This is a genomic window from Rhizobium sp. ERR 1071 (genome assembly GCF_007828675.1).
Classification (GTDB): Bacteria; Pseudomonadota; Alphaproteobacteria; order Rhizobiales; family Rhizobiaceae; genus Rhizobium; species Rhizobium dioscoreae.
The window spans coordinates 965,318-981,158 of sequence record NZ_VITM01000001.1 but is presented as its reverse complement, the minus strand read 5'-3'; the positions used below and the strand labels follow the sequence as shown (position 1 = coordinate 981,158).

Genomic DNA, 15,841 nt, shown 5'->3' with positions numbered 1-15,841 from the left:
CGGCTCATAGTCCAACTCTGAATGTATTGCGTACAAACGACGTCGCATGAGGCGGCTCCTACCTTAGGAGGTTTGTATGTCCCATGTTTCTTCCGTATCCAACAGCTCCTACCCGTATCGTGGCACGCTTTCGCGCCTCGATTCGAACGGCGATGGTCTTTTGAGCCAAGAGGAACGCGCGGTGGACGAGCGCCCCGGCATTCTCGAGGCCAGTAATACCGACGCTGCTTCCAATGGTTCGAATGGTGCATTGAGCGGCTTCATTGCCAAGCTCATGCAATTGCCGAGCGCCGATATCGCTTCCACGGCCAAGTCACCGGAATCCAATGTCGATTCCGACCTGGATCTGCTGTCGCCGATGGATGCATATAACAGCACATACGGCCAGTATGACGTCGACAGCATAGCGGCCTGACAAGCACTTTCGTCCGATGCAAGGCGACCTGCCGTAATGCCGGCAAGTCGCCTTATCATTTTGATTAGGGTCATTTTTTTCCATTCGCCGGAACCCTCGTGCCTGCCACGCGTTGGGCCATTGCCACGCAGAACAGGGAGGGTGTTCCATGAAGCGGATGACGATCGTTGCTATCCTTGCCCTTGCCGCAGCCGCGCCCGCGGCAGCGCAAACCCAAAGTCAAAACACCGCCACTGCTGATTTCGTCGGCCTCGACGGTAAACAAGCCGGCCGGGCGACCTTGACCGAGGGCAAAAAGGGCGTGCTGATCGAGATGGAAGTGTCCGGCATGCCAGCCAATCGCTGGGTCGCCTTCCATATCCATGAAAATAGCCGTTGCGACCATGCACACGGCTTCGAGTCCGCTGGTGGTCATTTCAACCCAACCAAGGCGGAACACGGCTTTCTGGCCGCCAACGGTCCGCATGCCGGCGATATGCCCAACCAGTATGTCGATCAGGATGGCAAGCTGCGTGCCCAGGTCTTCAATGGCATGGTATCGCTGAACGGGAAAAACGGCATCCGCGGCCGCACGCTGATGATCCATGCCGACTCGGATGATTACCGCAGTCAGCCCGTCGGCGGCGCCGGCAAGCGCCTGGCATGTGCCGTCATCCAATAGGAAGCGGTCCATAAGGAAGCGAAGATGATTCGCGCCACTGAAACGGCGGATGCCAAGCAGCGGTTGTTTCCGCTGCGTAGGTGCCCACCGGCGATATGATTCGGTGTCTGTCAATTATGGTTAATGGTGAATTAACACCAATCTTCAACCGGCAGGGCAAACAGACCTATCCTATCTGCAGATGACTAAGCGTGCCGGGGTCTATCAAACACGCGATGGCATTTGCCGTAGGAGATTTGGATGAGCGGGGTTTCTTCAATTGGAAGCAGCATGACGGCTGCCTCGTACAGTCCCCTGGATAAGAATCAGGACGGCGTCGTGGATGCTCAGGAGCTGGAGGAGGCGGCGCAGTCCGGCCTTCTGTCGGCGAGCATTCTCAACGATGAGGATAGCAACAGCAGCAGCGATCCCAGCGCAACGGATGTCTTTTCCGGCAATCTGGCCTCGATGCTGTTGCAGATGCAGCAGAACAGCCAGTCAAGCGGTTCCACGTCGGCCGACGGCTCTTCCGGCGAATCGCCCATGGACCAGCTGTTTGCCAGCCTGGACACCGACAAGGACGGCAAAGTCTCACAGGACGAGTTCGTCGCTGGCCGTCCGAAGGATATGAGCGAGAGCGATGCTGAAAACCTGTTCAAGAGCCTGGATACGCAAAACGCCGGCTCCCTGACCAAGGATCAGTTCGCCGAGGGTCTCGATGCCCTGAAATCGTCGGATGCCTCAGCCGCCGATATGCTGTCGCTGGAGCCCGATACGAGCGGCAGCAGTTCAACGGATGACGCGACACTTGCCAAGGATCAGGCGCTGGATGTCTTGTTGAACGACATGCAGGATCCGTCGTCGCTTTACCAGAATACTTATGGTCAGTACGACCCGGATCAAACGGATGTCGTCGCCGCGTGATCGCCGTGGTTCATTGCTGTGAGGCGAGCGGAGATTGCGAAACGCGGTCTCCGCTTTTTAAGCGCCGGTGCTCGAGTCGGCCAAGGGCAGCATGAAAGGTGCGTTGCCGTCAGTATCTGCGCCACGGCCGATCTCTTTGACTGCAGCAACCAGCCGCCCCCGGCGTCCAAGCATGTCGTCGCCGATGGCAACGAGCCGGGCATTCGGCGTGACGAATGGCGAGCTCGCGCGCAGGCGGCGGACCAGCACAAGGTCGTTCTCCTCCGGGTGAACGGCCAAAGCTGCAATCAGTGCCGCCGCCGGCGAGCGTGAAATACCCATCCAGCAATGGATGAGCAAAGGTGCGCCTCGATCCCAACCGGTAGCGAAATCGATGATGGCGCGAACATGCGTCTCCTGCGGGGCGACGAGATCGCCGGTTCCGGCAAAGCTGATGTCGTTCATATTGAGCAGCAGATGCCGATCCGCCTTGATGACGGCGGGACGGTGAAAATTCTGCTCCTTGGCCATCAGGCTGATCATTTCGCGCGCGCCATGGCGAACGGCCATTTCGGCGATGCGCGCAAGCGGCGATACGATGATTGCTGTCACGCGCCGACCCTCATGGCGGCACGCTCCGCCTCGATCACCTCGAAGCGCTTGAGGAACAGCCGTTGTGCCTCGATTGCCGGCATGGGGTCGATCGGCAGCATCTCGCGCGTGATGTCGCGCGGCTGGCCGAAGAATTTGCGGGCTTCATCGGGCGTGAAGCCGGCAAGCAGCGTCGCCTCGAAATAGGCCGAGATCGTATCGGCCTTCTTGATCTTTTCCTTGAGCTTTGGCGCGCAATGCGGGGGCAGGGCGAAGCGCCGGTAGATTGCCGCCTCGAGCCGCTTCTCCACGACCTTGTAATCGCCGCCGACGACGGACTTGAACGGCGATATCATGTCGCCGATCACATATTCCGGTGCGTCATGCAGCAAGGCGGCAAGCAATTCGTCGGGCGTTGCCGGATTGAGATGGCGAAAGATCGCCTCGACGACAAGGCTGTGTTGCGCCACCGAAAAGGCATGGTCGCCGGAGGTCTGTCCATTCCAACGCGCGACACGGGCAAGCCCATGCGCAATATCGCTGATCTCGACGTCGAGCGGCGAGGGATCGAGAAGGTCGAGCCTGCGCCCGGATAACATGCGCTGCCAGGCGCGCGCTGTCGTCGCCGATGTCATGCCGACGCCTCGTCGGCGCGGGTGGGGAAGGAGAGGCCGGACCAGGTTGGAAGAGACACGGTGACGTCGACCTCACCAGCCTTTATAGGAACCTCTTCGGCGATGGCTTCGCCGGCCCGGTCTATGCGGATGATGGCTAGGCCCATATTGCCGGCGGTCGAGCCGAGCGTTCCGATCGGTTTGCCGCCAACAGTCAATTCCGTGCCGGAGGGCGGCAATTCGGCGCTGCCGTTGACGATGACGACACGCCTGCGCGCCGTTCCGCGATGGTGCATGCGGGAAACCACTTCCTGGCCGATATAGCAGCCCTTGCGGAAGCCCAGTCCGCCATTCAGATCCATCAGCACGTCATGCGGAAACGCGTCCTGCAATGCGAAATCGCGGCCGGAAACGGCGATGCCGTTGTCGATACGCAGGGCGTCATAAAGTGTCTCGGGATCGCCGCCGTGCACGCCGGGCGTCCGGGTCAGCACAATTCCCGCTCTCGCGAAGCGGCTGTCCTTGGGACTGTCGCCTGTGGCATCACCCCATGCGACCGTGACGCCCTGCATCTCCTCCGCGACGAAATCGACCTTGGCGCGCAGGCGATACATGGTGAGCCGCTTGAGCAGGCTCTCCCGCTGCGCCGTGTCCGTTTCGAGCAGAAAGCCAGTGCCATCCCGCCAGATCATGAAGTCGAACAGGATCTTGCCCTGCGGCGTCAGCAGCCCGCCTGGGCGCGCCTCGTCGGTGCCGAGCGAGACGAGATCGGTGGTAATGAGATTGTGCAGGAACGTCTCCGCCTCCGCGCCGGCAATGCGGATGAAGGAGCGCTCTCTAAGGAATACGGCTGGCATGATGGTTCCGCTGATTTGGCCTAGAGCACGTCGCGATCTTTCAGGTCGCTTCCTGCGCTTCAGGTCTTTGATCTTGCGCATGTCGTTGTCGCAAAACCGCTGCGCACTTTTGCGCGACATGCTTCATCACGCAGAGGTAGGGCCTTCGGTGGGGAACCGCAAGTTCCCCGGCCGGATCATTCGCCCGAGGTAAAGAATTTCCAGCGGCCGTCCGGCGTGATGCCAACGCGATAGAAATTATAGCCGCCGAATTCCTGCATGTCGGCATAGTCGCCGGCCGTCACGATACGCATCAGATCGACCTTCTCCGGCGTGGAGAGTGTCTTGATGTCCTTCTCGGCGAAATAGGGCCAGACATAGACCTCATCAGGGGTTCCCTGGCCGACATGGGCAAAGCCGGTCGACATGATGTCGAGGAGAATGGACAGGATCTCAATGCCGTCGGGATCGCCTGAAAGATCATGCAGGGTCTTGATCGGATCTTCGCCGGGGTCGTCGGCGGTGACCTGCGTCTGCTTGAGCCCGCCGCCGACATTCATCAGCGGGCGCAGGCGCTCGAGATCACCGGAAGCGGCAGCCTCGACGATCGCCGCACGCAGCTTCTTTACCGGCTCCGGCGCCTTGTCGATATCGTAGAGGAATTCGACTGACTTATTCGTGTTCGAAGCATCGCCGCTGCTCTGGCTTGCCTGCTTGTTGATCAGCGGATCGGGCATTGGCAGCGCGTTATTGGCAGGCGCTTCCAGCGCCTGCTCGATCGGCTTCTCGTTCTTTTTGGGGGGAGTGGACTGTGCTGCGTCTTTCGCCTGGGGAGCCGGCGGGTTGAGCTGGGAAAAGGCATTGGCCGGTAGCGGCAAGGCGGTGCTGCCCAAAAGCAGGGTTACGGCAGCGAACGAGGCAATGGAACAGGTGAGCGCATTGCCTGGAAAGATACGCATTAGCAATCTCTGAGTGTTATTGCAGGGTACGGTTCGGAGAGAACTCGCCAGCGAGCATGCGTTCACGCAGCGATTCGAGCAAGGCTTCGGCGCCCTGTTCCCCTTGATTCCGGATCGTCTCGCGAATCGCGTGGGCGATGGCGGCGTCGGCGATGATTTCGGGCTCGATGCCATCCGCCATGCCGTCGGCCCAAGCTTCATTCTGGTATTCCAGCGCTGCCTGCATCTTTTCATGAACGATCATGTCGTCGATTTCGTTCAGGCTGGTTTCCATTGTTTCTTTCCTCGAGACGTTCATGTCCTTACCACTTGCTTAATAACTCTATCAGCCTTTTCCCAAAACGACACGGCTCGCTATGAAAAGAGGTTAATAAATCGTCAATTTCCAAAGCGTGCGGTGATTTCTGCCGCCAGTGTTGCACCTTCGTTACGGTATCGCTCTTCCGCGACGCGGGCCTGCGGCGTGCAATTCGTGTAAACCGATGCAAAGGACCGATATCCACGGTTGAAAGCGGCAGTGAGCCTTTCCTTTCGTTTCGGCTCGCTCTTGGTCTCCGTGTCGAGCAAGTGCTGCATGTCGCCGCGCCATCCGTCTTCCTGCGTCGGGCTGCATAGATTGCGCAAATAGTCGATCGAACCGAGAATTTCGGAGAGCCGGGAAAGCTGCTCGTCATAGGGCGCAGGCTGCTCGGCATTCGCATTGTCGGCAGCCTGTGCCGGTGGCGCGCTTGCTGCTGGCTGTGCGGCAGCGGGAAGGGCTGCGGCAAGCGCGATGCAGATCAGAAGCGGTCGGCCAAGGCTGTTATGAATCATGTAACCATGTTGACCGGACAAGCATGACGGGAACAAGGCGCAAGGGGCGGTTTCCACGCCGATATTGCTCAGCATCGTTAATTTCGGCGCCGAGCTATGCGTTTTCTGCAGCAAGTCGTTCCACGCATTCGAGCACACTGGCGGGAACGGGCAGGGTGCGCACCTCTTCCAGCGTGTACCAGCCAATGGCGGCTGCATCGTCGGCGGCTTCGGCGACCGCGTCCTCATCGGCATCCACAAGAAAGACCGAGAGCAGGAAGTGGCTCGTCAACGTTCCGTCCGCCGCGTGAGAGCGGAGATCGTAAGTCTCGAACAGGCGAGGATTGCGGGCTGAGATGCCTGTCTCCTCCTTGAACTCGCGCAACGCCGCGTCGGCCGGTGTCTCTCCGTCTTCGGCCCGCCCTCCCGGAAAGGCGTACATATCGGCGGACGGCGGATTGCTGCGCAAGACAAGCAGGAAGCGACCGTTGCGTTCGAGAATGGCGGAGGAGGCAGGGCGAGGGTTGGAAGTCATGGATCACTTTGCATTCGGATGAAGATCGATGCGCGATGGCAAGGAGCCATCTGCGGCCCATTTCTACAGGAAACGGCGCTTGCTGTCCCATGGGAAAGCCCCTTAACTCGCTTCCAGCGGAAGCCGCGATTCTGAATGCGCCGAATACGGGGACGATCGGGAATGATTTACGGGCTATATGCTTTGGCGGCTCTTGCCGAAATTGCGGGCTGCTTTGCTTTCTGGGCGTGGCTGCGTCTGTCGAAGCCCGTCTGGTGGCTTGCACCTGGCCTTGTCTCGCTGGTGCTCTTTGCATGGCTGCTGGCGTTGGTGCCGAGCGAGGCGGCCGGCCGCACTTTTGCTGCCTATGGCGGCGTCTATATTGTTGCCTCCATTCTCTGGCTCTGGTTCGCCGAAGGGCGGCTACCGGACCGATGGGATATTTCGGGCGCCGTCATCTGCCTTGTCGGGGCGGCGGTCATTCTGCTCGGTCCGCGCGGCTGACGTTAGGCTTGACCAGCCGCTTTTCGGGTGCAACACAGGCCTGATGTGCGGACGTTTCGCTTTGACATCGACGGCAGATCACGTGGGGGAAGCGCTCGGCGTCCTGCTGAACGAGGCTTTTCCCGCGCGCTACAACATCGCGCCGACGCAGCCGATCCTTGTCGTGATATTGGGCGATCGGCAGCGACCGGGAAGCAATCTGCCGGATCGTCGCGCCTTGCTCGTGCGCTGGGGCTTTATGCCCGACTGGGTGAAGGACCCCAAGGATTTCCCGCTTCTGATCAATGCGCGGGCGGAAACGGCAATAGCCAAGGCCTCCTTCCGCGCGGCCATGCGCCATCGCCGCATCCTCATCCCGGCATCCGGCTTCTACGAATGGCATCGGCCGCCGAAGGAAAGCGGCGAGAAGCCGCAAGCCTACTGGATCCGCCCCCGTAGCGGCGGCGTCATCGCTTTTGCCGGGCTGATGGAAACCTGGTCGTCGGCCGACGGTTCGGAAGTTGATACGGGTGCGATCCTGACGACGGCGGCAAACAGCGCCATTCGATCCATCCATGACCGCATGCCCGTCGTCATCAAGCCGGAGGATTTCGCCCGCTGGCTCGATTGCAAGACGCAGGAGCCTCGCGAGGTGCTTGGTCTGATGAAGCCGGTCCAGGAAGATTTTTTCGAGGCGATCCCGGTTTCGGATCGCGTCAACAAAGTTGCCAATATGGGGCCGGATGTGCAGACACCTGTGGTGCTCGATCCGGTCAGGAAACCGCCGAAGAAAACGGATCCGGACGATGGCCAACTAAGCCTTCTCTGAGCGGCCGCCATTTTAGCGGCCAGTGAGCGGAAATGCTGCCTGCCGGCATTGGTCGGCGGTGGGCAGAACTATATTCTCAGGCGATCTTCTTCTTGAGAGGCTTTGTCTTCAGCATCAGATGGGCTGCAAGAACGGCTTTCAGCCCCAGCGGACGATAATGCTTGCTGGGATCGATCTTTGCCTGCGGTTGTGCCGGCTGGTCCTTTTTCTGCGTCATGTTTCACTCCTCACCATGCTCCCACGGAGCATTTTTCGATTCACAGTCGAGTAGTGCTTTTTGTCGTAAATCATGACAAATCGAAGGCGTTTTCCAATCAGCTTTTGTAAACAACGACCATATTTCGAGAGATTAGCGCCGAAACCTCGTGTAGAATCCGCACTGCCGCAATGTTTGAATCTGCGGAAATGTCGCGCCGAGCTGGCCTTCCGTTGCGCCGATGAGCGACCGTCATGTCTCTGATTGATAAGGGAGACTTACAGACTAGCGGTTGCAGCCCGGCGATGCCGCCAGAGGACTGTTGTGCAGCGGTTTGATATGCCGGCGCTAGATATGCCGGCCGATGTCGTCGTTGGAATCGTCGACATTGGGATCGGCGGGGCCATTGATGGTATAGGTGCCGTATTTCTTTGCCCAGGAGCGCGCGCCGAAGGGTAGGGACAGCAAATAGATGACGACGGTCACGACCATGACATGCCACGTATAGCTCATCAGCAGCGCGACATAGACGACGAGGCCGAGCATGATCGGTAGTACCAGATCACGTCTTACACCGTTGCCTTCCGATTTGCCGGACCATACGGGCAGACGGCTGACCAGCAGGAAGCCGATGAGAACCGTGTAGGCTGCGCCCCATAAGGCGAAGGTGCGGTCCGGCGTAAGGCCGAGAAAGCCGAGATAAACAGGCAGCAGCACCAGCATGGCGCCGGCAGGCGCCGGTACGCCGACGAAATATTCGGATTGCCACGAGGCTTTATGCTCGCGTTCAGCCATGACATTGAAGCGGGCGAGCCGCAATCCGGCGGCGATCGTATAGATCAACGCCGCGATCCAGCCGAGCGAGCGGGCCTGGTCGAGCAGGAACACGTAGACGACAAGGGCCGGCGCAACGCCGAAATTGACGATATCGGCGAGCGAATCCATCTGCGCGCCGAATTTCGAGGTGGCCTTCATCAGCCGCGCGACGCGCCCGTCGATGCCGTCGAGGAAGGCGGCAACCAGCACCGCCACGACGGCGAGCTCGTAACGGTTTTCGAAAGCGAGGCGAATGCCCGTCAGGCCCGAGCAGATCGCCAGCACGGTGATCATGTTCGGCACAATCAGCCGCAACGGAATTTCCCGGAGACGCGGTCCACGCGCTTCGTCATTGGGCCCGTGCGGCTCGAAAGGCGGAAAAGGCGTCTTCATCTCGCTCGTGTTCCTACACTTCAGCTGCGGCGGCTAAGGGTTGCGCCCTTGGCCGAGCCGAATTCGGCAATGACGGTTTCGCCGGCGATCGCCCGCTGACCGACGGCAACGCGCGGCGCAGCGCCTTCCGGCAGGAAGACATCGAGGCGCGAGCCGAAGCGGATGAGGCCGATGCGCTCGCCGGCATCCAGCGGCTCGTTCGGATGGACGAAGCAAAGAATGCGGCGGGCAACGAGGCCGGCAATCTGCACCACGCCGATTTCGCCATGCTTCGTTTCGATCACGAGGCCGTTGCGTTCATTCTGTTCGCTGGCCTTGTCGAGTTCGGCATTGAGGAAGCTGCCCTGGCGATAGGCGACGTTGGTGATGCGACCGCGCATCGGCGAACGGTTCACATGGCAATCGAAGACATTCATGAAGATCGAGATACGCAGCATCGGCTGGCTGCCGAGATTGAGCTCGGCCGGCGGCGTCACCATCTGCACGCTCGAAACCTTGCCGTCGGCAGGCGATATCGCCAGATCATCGTCCTGAGGCGTCATGCGTTCGGGATCGCGGAAGAAATAGGCACACCACAGCGTCAGGATCAGGCCGATCCAGAAGAGCGGCTTGAAGATCCAACCGAGCACCAGCGACGCGACGAAGAAGCCTGCAACGAAGGGATAGCCCTCCTTGTGTATGGGAACGATGACGTTGCGTACGCTGTTCATCAAGCTCATCTATGGCCTACTCCGTTAGGGCATGCTCACCAGGAACCGGGCTCCGGTTCTTCGGCAAGATCACGCCAGTCAAAAGAATGAGAACAAGATAAGCGGTCTTGCTCTGAATACCAGTCGAGCGTGACTACAGGCAAACTCTGTCATGGGCAATGCTTTCGCGCGCTCGTCCTCAACGCAATCCGCGTCGAGCAAGATGCCAACGTTCCCCTGACTTGAAAAGTGCAGCCTGTGGAAACCCGTGCGGGACGCAATGAAAAGGCCGCCGATGGCGGCGGCCTCCTGTGTCCCGCGTCGGCCGATCGGAAATCAGAGGCCGAGAGCAGCGCGCAGTTCAGCCTTGGCGCCCTCATACTCGGTCTTGTAGTCCTCATGCGTCATGATGGTTTCGGCGATGACGGTGCCTGCAATGCGGCCAGCTTCGATATCGGAAGCATAGTGGATGCCGCCGACGATACGGTTGTGGCCGTATTCCCAGGCGCGAGCCATGATGGCGGCGCGCTTTTCCGGCACCATGTTGGCAAGCACAATGCCCATCAGCGTGCCGACCGTGGTGTGGCCGGACGGATAGGAGCCGGACTTGGAGAGCGGCACGATCGGCTTGACGAGGTCGCTGTAGAGATGCGGACGCGGACGCTTCCAGACATCCTTGGCGGGATCGACGACGGCGCCTTCGGTCTCGACGACGCGATCGAAGAAGGCCGAAAACTTCGGCAGGTTTTCCTTGGTGAATTTCGGATTGTCGATGACGTCGGAGAAGCGCCAGACGTTCTCTTCGGCATCGGCCACGGCGCGAGCCGCCATTTCCGGCGTGCGGGTCACCTGGATCGTCAGGATTTCGCCGAGCTCAGCCTTCATCTGTGCGGAATCATTGGCGGGCGGAGGCGGCAGCAGATCGAGGAGGTTGATCTCCTTGGCATCGGTGAAAGGCTTGGCATCTTCGGCGAAAACCGGCGAGGCGAGGCCGACGATGAGCAACAGGCTGAAAGCTTTGGCAAAACTACGCATTTGAGGGGCTCCGTTGAAAAGACCCTCGTACCTAGCAAGCTGTCATCTCAGTCTCGTGACAACAATCGGTGCATAACCGCTGCGCACCCGATGCTGTCATGGGCGGCGGAATTCCATGCTTCTACGGGTTTTCTCAGCTTGCCGGCGCCAGTCGGTCGACAACGCCGAGATCGTCGTTTTCGCGTACCTGTTTCAGATGCTCCTCCGCCTGCGTTGCCTCGCGCTGGCGGCTCCACATGGACGCATAAAGCCCGTTCCGCGCCAGAAGCTCGGCATGCGTGCCGCGCTCGGCGATCACGCCGCTTTTCAGCACGATGATCTCATCTGCTCCGATGACGGTCGACAGGCGGTGAGCGATGACAAGCGTCGTACGGTTCTTGGAGACGACATCGAGGGCAGCCTGTATTTCGCGCTCGGTCGTCGTGTCGAGTGCCGAGGTCGCCTCGTCGAGGATCAGGACCGGCGGCGCCTTGAGAATGGTGCGCGCGATCGCGACGCGCTGCTTCTCGCCGCCAGACAATTTGAGGCCACGCTCGCCGACCTTGGTCTCGAAGCCTTCCGGCAGATTGCGGATGAACTCGCCGATCTGCGCGATCTCCGCGGCCGCGGTAACTTCCCCTTCGCTGGCGCTCGGACGGCCATAGCGGATGTTGTAGGCGATGGTATCGTTGAAGAGCACGGTATCCTGCGGCACCATGCCGATGACCTTGCGCAGGCTCTTCTGCGTGACGGTTCGCAGATCCTGGCCGTCGATGGTGATCGTGCCGTCCTGCACATCGTAGAAACGATAGAGCAGGCGCGACAGCGTCGATTTACCGGCGCCTGAAGGCCCGACCACGGCGACCGTCTTGCCAGCCGGCACCTCAAAGGAAATGCCCTTCAGGATCGGCCGCGCGGGATCATAGGCGAAATGCACGTCCTTGAATGCGATTGCGCCATTACCGATGACGAGCTCCTTGGCGTCAGGCGCATCGACCACCTCGGGCTTGACCTCGAGCAGGTCGAACATCTCCTCGATATCGGTCAGGCCCTGGCGTATTTCGCGATAGACGAAGCCGATGAAGTTGAGCGGTACGGAGAGCTGCAGCAGCATCGCGTTGATGAAGACGAAGTCGCCGACCGTGTGATGGCCGTTCAGGACGGACCAGCCCGACATGACCATCATCACTGTCGTGCCAAGGCCAAAGATTAAGCCTTGGCCGAAGTTAAGCCAACCAAGCGACGTCCAGACGCTGGTGGCTGCCTTTTCATATCGCTCCATCGATTGATCGAAGCGTTTGGCTTCCATCTCCTCGTTGCCGAAATATTTGACCGTCTCGAAGTTCAGCAGCGAATCGATCGCCTTGGTGTTGGCATCGGTATCGCTGTTGTTCATCGTCCGGCGGATGGAGATGCGCCAGTCACTCGCCTTGACGGTGAACCAGATGTAGAGCCAGACCGTGACGGCCGTGACGGCGAGATAGGAAAAGCCATAGCCGCGCCAGAAGATGATGGCGGTCAGCAGGAATTCGATGAAGGTCGGAAACGTGTTGAGGATCGTGAAGCGGACGATCGTCTCGATGCCCTTGGTGCCGCGCTCGATGATGCGCGAGAGGCCTCCGGTCTTGCGCTCCAGATGGAAACGCAGCGAGAGCTCGTGCATGTGCACGAAGGTTCTGTAGGCGAGCTGGCGCACCGCATATTGGCCGACGCTCGCAAACAGGGCATCGCGCAGCTGGTTGAGGCCGAGCTGGATCAGACGCGTCGCGTTCGTGGCGATGATCAAAGCGATGGCGCCGACCAGGAAAGCAGGCAGAATGCCTTGCATGTCGAGCTTGCCGTTCAGCGCATCGACGGACCATTTGAAGAAGTAGGGGACCAGCAGCAGGAAAAATTTCGAGACCAGCAGGAAGACGGTTGCCCAGACCACCCGCATTTTCAGATCCATACGCCCGCTCGGCCACATATAGGGCCAGAGATTGACGATCGTGTTCAATGGATTGCTGGAATCCGCCGATATGGTTTTCTTCTGGCCTGCCATGTCCGTCTCCGGCGAATGATTGGGCAGCCGGATGTGGCAGCGTTTGCACAGCCGACTGGCAAGCCTTCATAGCCAAGACATGGCCGTTGTGGGAAGGCTATGGGGTCGGGCGACGCTTATACTATTTTCATGCGGTATAAAAGCAGCGGCCAGGCGTTGATGAGCCTGGGCGCTGCCAATGTTCACGATGGGCGGTCGTTGCGCTAGAGGTGCTCGCCCGAAAGCCGCTTGCGGTGAAGCTCCTCGGCATTCGGCAATGCATCCTTCGGCAGACCGAAGACCTGACCCGGCAGGATGCGGTCCGGATTGTTGATCTTGTCCTCGTTGGCCAGATAGATCGTCGTGTAGCGCACGCCCGCACCGTAGATGCGGCGCGATATCTGCCACAGCGTATCGCCGCGACGGATGATGACGGCATTGGTGTCCTGCGACAGCGGTGCCTGTTCGAGCGTCTTCGGGCCACTGTCGTTGGATGAGACCTCTGTGTTCGGCTGCGCCGGTGCCGTCTGAGCAGGCTGCGTGATAACAGCGATCATCTGTTCGAGCCCAGGCAGCGCCGCGCCGACCGATTTCGGATCTTTCGGCAAAGCCAGCAAGGTGGCAAGCGCCTTGGAGGCTGTGCTCGAAGCGTCGGAAGCAGCCTTCTTCAACGCAGCACTGGCGTTGATGGTCGGCCGGAATTCAGACAGCGACTTGAGCGCGATTTCCGTGCCGGAGCGGGCGGCTGCGAGCTGCTCCGTATTCGGCTGCTTGCCGTCGGTAAAGAGGCCCTTGAGCAGCGCAAAAGCCTTGCCCGCGCCTTCCTTGAGCTTGGCAAGCTCGCCCTCGTCGAGCGGCACCATGTTTGCCGTGGCCGTCTGCCCTTGACCATTTGCGGCGGCGGGTGTCTGCGCCGCGACCGTCACCTGATTGCCCTCGGGGCGCGTGAAGTTGACGCTGGTCCGCACGACGACTTTGCCTGCGCCATCGAGTATGTCGACGCGGATCTTGTGATCGCCGACGGCAAGAGGCATGGGGCCGTCCACGACGAAGTGACCGTCCGCACCCGCGACGTTCTCGCCGATGAGCTTGTCGTCGGCATAGGCGCGGACCTTGGCATTCGGCTTCGTGGTGCCGGCAACGAAGATATGATCGTTTTCGATCTCCACCGCATTGACCATGACGTCTGGATTCGCCTCTACCTTCGCTGCTGGCGGTGTTGCCGTGCCTGCCGCGGGATTGGCGGATGCGACCGCCGTACCATCCTGTTGCGGCTTGGCATCTGTCGTGGTCGCTTTGGCCTGAGTGCCGGCTGCGGACGCGTCCTGTTCGCCGGCGGTCACGCGGCCCTGCTTGGCGGAAGGCGCGGTGATGATGCGACTTGCAGCGCCTGGCTTCGACACCATCGCGAGAACCTGGGTGGAATTGTCCTTCGGCACGGAGACGGTTGCGATTTCCTCGGAACTGACGGCCTTACCGTCCTTGCCGGTGGCGCGCAGCACCAATTCGTGGTCTCCAGGCGGCAGCGGATTGTCGAGTACGGCGGCAAAGTCGCCGCTCGGGCCGACATTGGTCGTCGTGACAACCTTTTCGCCGTCGACGATCTCTAGCTTGGCATTCGGCTCGGCTGAGCCTGCGATAACAGTGGAGCCATCCGGCTCGACGCGCAATACGTCGAATGATGGTACGCGAGGATTGGCAGCCGAGTTGGTCCCGGGCGCCTGTTGCCCTGTCAGCGTTGCAAGAGCCTTGTCGATCGCCGCACTGGCTTCGGCAGCATTCTCGGGGAGAGATTGGATGATGGCGAGAGCCTTGCCTGCACCGTCCTGCGCTTTCTTAACGAGTCCCGTTGTCGTTGCGTCGATCCCTTCGGGAAGCGCGAAGCCGACGATCGATTGCAGGGCAGTAATCGCCTTTGTCTTCGCAGCCGTGAAGACATCCTGGGCCGGTCCATTGCCATCCTTGAAGAGCGCCTTCAAATCGGCCAGCGAAGCGGTTGCCGCGTCGGTCAGGCCGGTCAGCTTTTTCGCGAGGTCTGCCGTATTGACGGCGGTCGACACGGCATTCTGCGTGGCCTTGGTTGCGTTCTCGGCGGTCTCACCAGCCTTCTGCGCGTTTTGGTCGATCGTATTTTTCACCGCATTGCCGGCTTGATTAACCACGTTGCCGATCGGGGTCTTGTCACCGTTGATGCGCGGCATCACGAAGAAGACCATCAACAAGGTCGCAATTGCCAACACCAACAGAGCCAGCCAACCGGCACGGTTCTTCATCATCATTCATCTCCACGCGGCGAAGTCATCGCAACTCCTGAAATTGCTAGCGATTTCGCCTGCTTTTACAAGCTTTCTCAGCCATTTTCGCATGTTCCGACACAAGTTTTCCTTTGAAAAATCTTGACTGCGCACCTGCAGCATAGTTCTTTGCATCCATGACCGACGATTCCGCGCCAATTCGAACCATTTGCGTCTATTGTGGCTCACAGCCGGGACGCGATCCTTCCTACATGGCCGCTGGCCGCGAACTCGGCAAAAGCATTGCCGAAAACGGCCTGCGCCTGATCTATGGCGGCGGAACGAAGGGCATCATGGGCGCTGTCGCAAGCGGCGTGCTGTCGCACGGCGGTCAGGTCACCGGCATCATTCCGGAATTTCTGGTCGATATGGAAGCGACGCGCCACTCGCTCGGTCAGCTCGACGAACTCATCATAACGCCGGACATGCATACGCGCAAACATGGCATGTTCGAGCGCGCCGACGCTTTCGTGGCCTTGCCGGGCGGAATCGGCACCCTGGAGGAGATCGTCGAGATCATGACCTGGGGCCAGCTGGGCCGTCACGAAAAGCCGATGGTTTTTGCCAATATCAACGGCTTTTGGGATTCGATGATGGAAATCGTCCGTCATATGCGGGACGAGGGCTTCATCCATACCGCCCATCGTGTCCAGCCGCTTGTGATCGACAAGGTGGCCGATATCATTCCGGCCATCCGCAAGCATGCCGCAGAGACGCGCGGCGACCGCGGCGGAGAAGAGGCCGTGATTTCCAAGCTCTAAAAGCTGTTCCGGCAAACGAGCAGCGGTTTTCGCTTAGGGCTGCGTGATGACAAGGGACGAGGCGGTTCACGGCTTTCTTGAA

At 60.0% G+C, this 15,841-nt stretch carries 19 protein-coding genes; 6 read left to right on the top strand and 13 right to left on the bottom strand.

Going from position 1 to position 15,841, the window contains the following annotated elements:
* The first annotated feature begins 76 nt into the window (after positions 1-76).
* The 3 genes from FBZ99_RS04945 to FBZ99_RS04935 all read left to right on the top strand — a co-directional run bounded on the left by FBZ99_RS04945 (position 77) and on the right by FBZ99_RS04935 (position 1,979).
* Positions 77-415 carry a hypothetical protein gene (locus FBZ99_RS04945; protein WP_145631705.1) on the top strand — a complete coding sequence of 113 codons (339 nt, stop codon included), beginning with the start codon at positions 77-79 and terminating at the stop codon, positions 413-415.
* A gap of 148 nt (positions 416-563) precedes the next feature.
* Positions 564-1,076, top strand: a complete 513-nt coding sequence (locus tag FBZ99_RS04940) for a superoxide dismutase family protein (protein WP_113390074.1) — start codon at positions 564-566, stop codon at positions 1,074-1,076.
* A 270-nt stretch (positions 1,077-1,346) separates the two neighbouring features.
* Positions 1,347-1,979: an EF-hand domain-containing protein gene (locus FBZ99_RS04935; RefSeq protein WP_246661071.1), complete on the top strand. Its 633-nt coding sequence runs from the start codon at positions 1,347-1,349 to the stop codon at positions 1,977-1,979.
* A gap of 57 nt (positions 1,980-2,036) precedes the next feature.
* On the opposite strand, the gene FBZ99_RS04930 is transcribed toward FBZ99_RS04935, so the two are convergent.
* The 7 genes from FBZ99_RS04930 to FBZ99_RS04900 all read right to left on the bottom strand — a co-directional run bounded on the left by FBZ99_RS04930 (position 2,037) and on the right by FBZ99_RS04900 (position 6,285).
* Positions 2,037-2,570, bottom strand: a complete 534-nt coding sequence (locus tag FBZ99_RS04930; RefSeq protein WP_145631700.1) for a tyrosine phosphatase family protein — start codon at positions 2,568-2,570, stop codon at positions 2,037-2,039.
* Entirely contained in the window at positions 2,567-3,184 is a 618-nt protein-coding gene (locus tag FBZ99_RS04925; RefSeq protein WP_145631699.1) for a YfbR-like 5'-deoxynucleotidase, read from the bottom strand. The genes FBZ99_RS04930 and FBZ99_RS04925 overlap by 4 nt, the downstream gene beginning before the upstream one ends.
* The gene (gene ygfZ, locus FBZ99_RS04920) at positions 3,181-4,020 is read right to left on the bottom strand and encodes a CAF17-like 4Fe-4S cluster assembly/insertion protein YgfZ (RefSeq protein ID WP_145631697.1); all 840 of its coding nucleotides are present in this window, start codon (positions 4,018-4,020) and stop codon (positions 3,181-3,183) included. Before ygfZ ends, FBZ99_RS04925 begins: the two co-directional genes overlap by 4 nt.
* A gap of 176 nt (positions 4,021-4,196) precedes the next feature.
* A complete protein-coding gene (locus tag FBZ99_RS04915; protein ID WP_145631695.1) occupies positions 4,197-4,958 on the bottom strand; it encodes a hypothetical protein in 762 nt (253 codons plus the stop codon).
* Between the two features lie 16 nt (positions 4,959-4,974).
* Complete coding sequence (locus FBZ99_RS04910; protein WP_068385602.1) at positions 4,975-5,232, bottom strand: hypothetical protein; 258 nt, start codon at positions 5,230-5,232, stop codon at positions 4,975-4,977.
* Between the two features lie 104 nt (positions 5,233-5,336).
* Complete coding sequence (locus FBZ99_RS04905; protein WP_162748783.1) at positions 5,337-5,771, bottom strand: TIGR02301 family protein; 435 nt, start codon at positions 5,769-5,771, stop codon at positions 5,337-5,339.
* A 94-nt stretch (positions 5,772-5,865) separates the two neighbouring features.
* On the bottom strand, positions 5,866-6,285 hold the full coding sequence (locus FBZ99_RS04900; RefSeq protein WP_069616156.1) for an NUDIX hydrolase: 420 nt from the start codon (positions 6,283-6,285) through the stop codon (positions 5,866-5,868).
* Positions 6,286-6,447: 162 nt separating this feature from the next.
* Between FBZ99_RS04900 and FBZ99_RS04895 the strand changes: the two genes are divergently transcribed.
* Positions 6,448-6,768 carry a YnfA family protein gene (locus FBZ99_RS04895; protein WP_069616157.1) on the top strand — a complete coding sequence of 107 codons (321 nt, stop codon included), beginning with the start codon at positions 6,448-6,450 and terminating at the stop codon, positions 6,766-6,768.
* 43 nt (positions 6,769-6,811) lie between these two features.
* A complete protein-coding gene (locus FBZ99_RS04890; protein WP_145631692.1) occupies positions 6,812-7,576 on the top strand; it encodes an SOS response-associated peptidase in 765 nt (254 codons plus the stop codon).
* Between the two features lie 76 nt (positions 7,577-7,652).
* Here the strand turns inward: FBZ99_RS04890 and FBZ99_RS33035 are convergent, their stop codons facing one another.
* From FBZ99_RS33035 to FBZ99_RS04865, 6 genes are all read right to left on the bottom strand, one after another.
* Positions 7,653-7,793: a hypothetical protein gene (locus FBZ99_RS33035; RefSeq protein WP_015339320.1), complete on the bottom strand. Its 141-nt coding sequence runs from the start codon at positions 7,791-7,793 to the stop codon at positions 7,653-7,655.
* Between the two features lie 327 nt (positions 7,794-8,120).
* Positions 8,121-8,981 carry a CDP-diacylglycerol--serine O-phosphatidyltransferase gene (gene pssA, locus FBZ99_RS04885; RefSeq protein WP_015339321.1) on the bottom strand — a complete coding sequence of 287 codons (861 nt, stop codon included), beginning with the start codon at positions 8,979-8,981 and terminating at the stop codon, positions 8,121-8,123.
* A 20-nt stretch (positions 8,982-9,001) separates the two neighbouring features.
* The gene (locus FBZ99_RS04880) at positions 9,002-9,700 is read right to left on the bottom strand and encodes a phosphatidylserine decarboxylase (RefSeq protein ID WP_113329110.1); all 699 of its coding nucleotides are present in this window, start codon (positions 9,698-9,700) and stop codon (positions 9,002-9,004) included.
* A gap of 306 nt (positions 9,701-10,006) precedes the next feature.
* Complete coding sequence (locus tag FBZ99_RS04875; protein WP_113351673.1) at positions 10,007-10,705, bottom strand: acid phosphatase; 699 nt, start codon at positions 10,703-10,705, stop codon at positions 10,007-10,009.
* A 133-nt stretch (positions 10,706-10,838) separates the two neighbouring features.
* The gene (locus tag FBZ99_RS04870; RefSeq protein ID WP_113351674.1) at positions 10,839-12,725 is read right to left on the bottom strand and encodes an ABCB family ABC transporter ATP-binding protein/permease; all 1,887 of its coding nucleotides are present in this window, start codon (positions 12,723-12,725) and stop codon (positions 10,839-10,841) included.
* A 203-nt stretch (positions 12,726-12,928) separates the two neighbouring features.
* Positions 12,929-14,980 (bottom strand): LysM peptidoglycan-binding domain-containing protein, encoded by a 2,052-nt coding sequence (locus tag FBZ99_RS04865; RefSeq protein ID WP_113351675.1) that lies wholly within the window; start codon positions 14,978-14,980, stop codon positions 12,929-12,931.
* 155 nt (positions 14,981-15,135) lie between these two features.
* Here FBZ99_RS04865 and FBZ99_RS04860 point away from each other — a divergent pair, with 155 nt between their 5' ends.
* On the top strand, positions 15,136-15,759 hold the full coding sequence (locus FBZ99_RS04860) for a TIGR00730 family Rossman fold protein (protein ID WP_113329107.1): 624 nt from the start codon (positions 15,136-15,138) through the stop codon (positions 15,757-15,759).
* The last annotated feature ends 82 nt before the right edge of the window (positions 15,760-15,841 follow it).

Bases quoted from the DNA above. Each gene is read 5' to 3' on its own strand.
- FBZ99_RS04945 (WP_145631705.1), top strand. From the start codon at position 77: ATGTCCCATGTTTCTTCCGTATCCAACAGCTCCTACCCGTATCGTGGC.
- FBZ99_RS04940 (WP_113390074.1), top strand. From the start codon at position 564: ATGAAGCGGATGACGATCGTTGCTATCCTTGCCCTTGCCGCAGCCGCG.
- FBZ99_RS04935 (WP_246661071.1), top strand. From the start codon at position 1,347: ATGACGGCTGCCTCGTACAGTCCCCTGGATAAGAATCAGGACGGCGTC.
- FBZ99_RS04925 (WP_145631699.1), bottom strand. From the start codon at position 3,184: ATGACATCGGCGACGACAGCGCGCGCCTGGCAGCGCATGTTATCCGGG.
- ygfZ (WP_145631697.1), bottom strand. From the start codon at position 4,020: ATGCCAGCCGTATTCCTTAGAGAGCGCTCCTTCATCCGCATTGCCGGC.
- FBZ99_RS04915 (WP_145631695.1), bottom strand. From the start codon at position 4,958: ATGCGTATCTTTCCAGGCAATGCGCTCACCTGTTCCATTGCCTCGTTC.
- FBZ99_RS04910 (WP_068385602.1), bottom strand. From the start codon at position 5,232: ATGGAAACCAGCCTGAACGAAATCGACGACATGATCGTTCATGAAAAG.
- FBZ99_RS04905 (WP_162748783.1), bottom strand. From the start codon at position 5,771: ATGATTCATAACAGCCTTGGCCGACCGCTTCTGATCTGCATCGCGCTT.
- FBZ99_RS04900 (WP_069616156.1), bottom strand. From the start codon at position 6,285: ATGACTTCCAACCCTCGCCCTGCCTCCTCCGCCATTCTCGAACGCAAC.
- FBZ99_RS04895 (WP_069616157.1), top strand. From the start codon at position 6,448: ATGATTTACGGGCTATATGCTTTGGCGGCTCTTGCCGAAATTGCGGGC.
- FBZ99_RS04890 (WP_145631692.1), top strand. From the start codon at position 6,812: ATGTGCGGACGTTTCGCTTTGACATCGACGGCAGATCACGTGGGGGAA.
- FBZ99_RS33035 (WP_015339320.1), bottom strand. From the start codon at position 7,793: ATGACGCAGAAAAAGGACCAGCCGGCACAACCGCAGGCAAAGATCGAT.
- pssA (WP_015339321.1), bottom strand. From the start codon at position 8,981: ATGAAGACGCCTTTTCCGCCTTTCGAGCCGCACGGGCCCAATGACGAA.
- FBZ99_RS04880 (WP_113329110.1), bottom strand. From the start codon at position 9,700: ATGAGCTTGATGAACAGCGTACGCAACGTCATCGTTCCCATACACAAG.
- FBZ99_RS04875 (WP_113351673.1), bottom strand. From the start codon at position 10,705: ATGCGTAGTTTTGCCAAAGCTTTCAGCCTGTTGCTCATCGTCGGCCTC.
- FBZ99_RS04870 (WP_113351674.1), bottom strand. From the start codon at position 12,725: ATGGCAGGCCAGAAGAAAACCATATCGGCGGATTCCAGCAATCCATTG.
- FBZ99_RS04865 (WP_113351675.1), bottom strand. From the start codon at position 14,980: ATGATGAAGAACCGTGCCGGTTGGCTGGCTCTGTTGGTGTTGGCAATT.
- FBZ99_RS04860 (WP_113329107.1), top strand. From the start codon at position 15,136: ATGACCGACGATTCCGCGCCAATTCGAACCATTTGCGTCTATTGTGGC.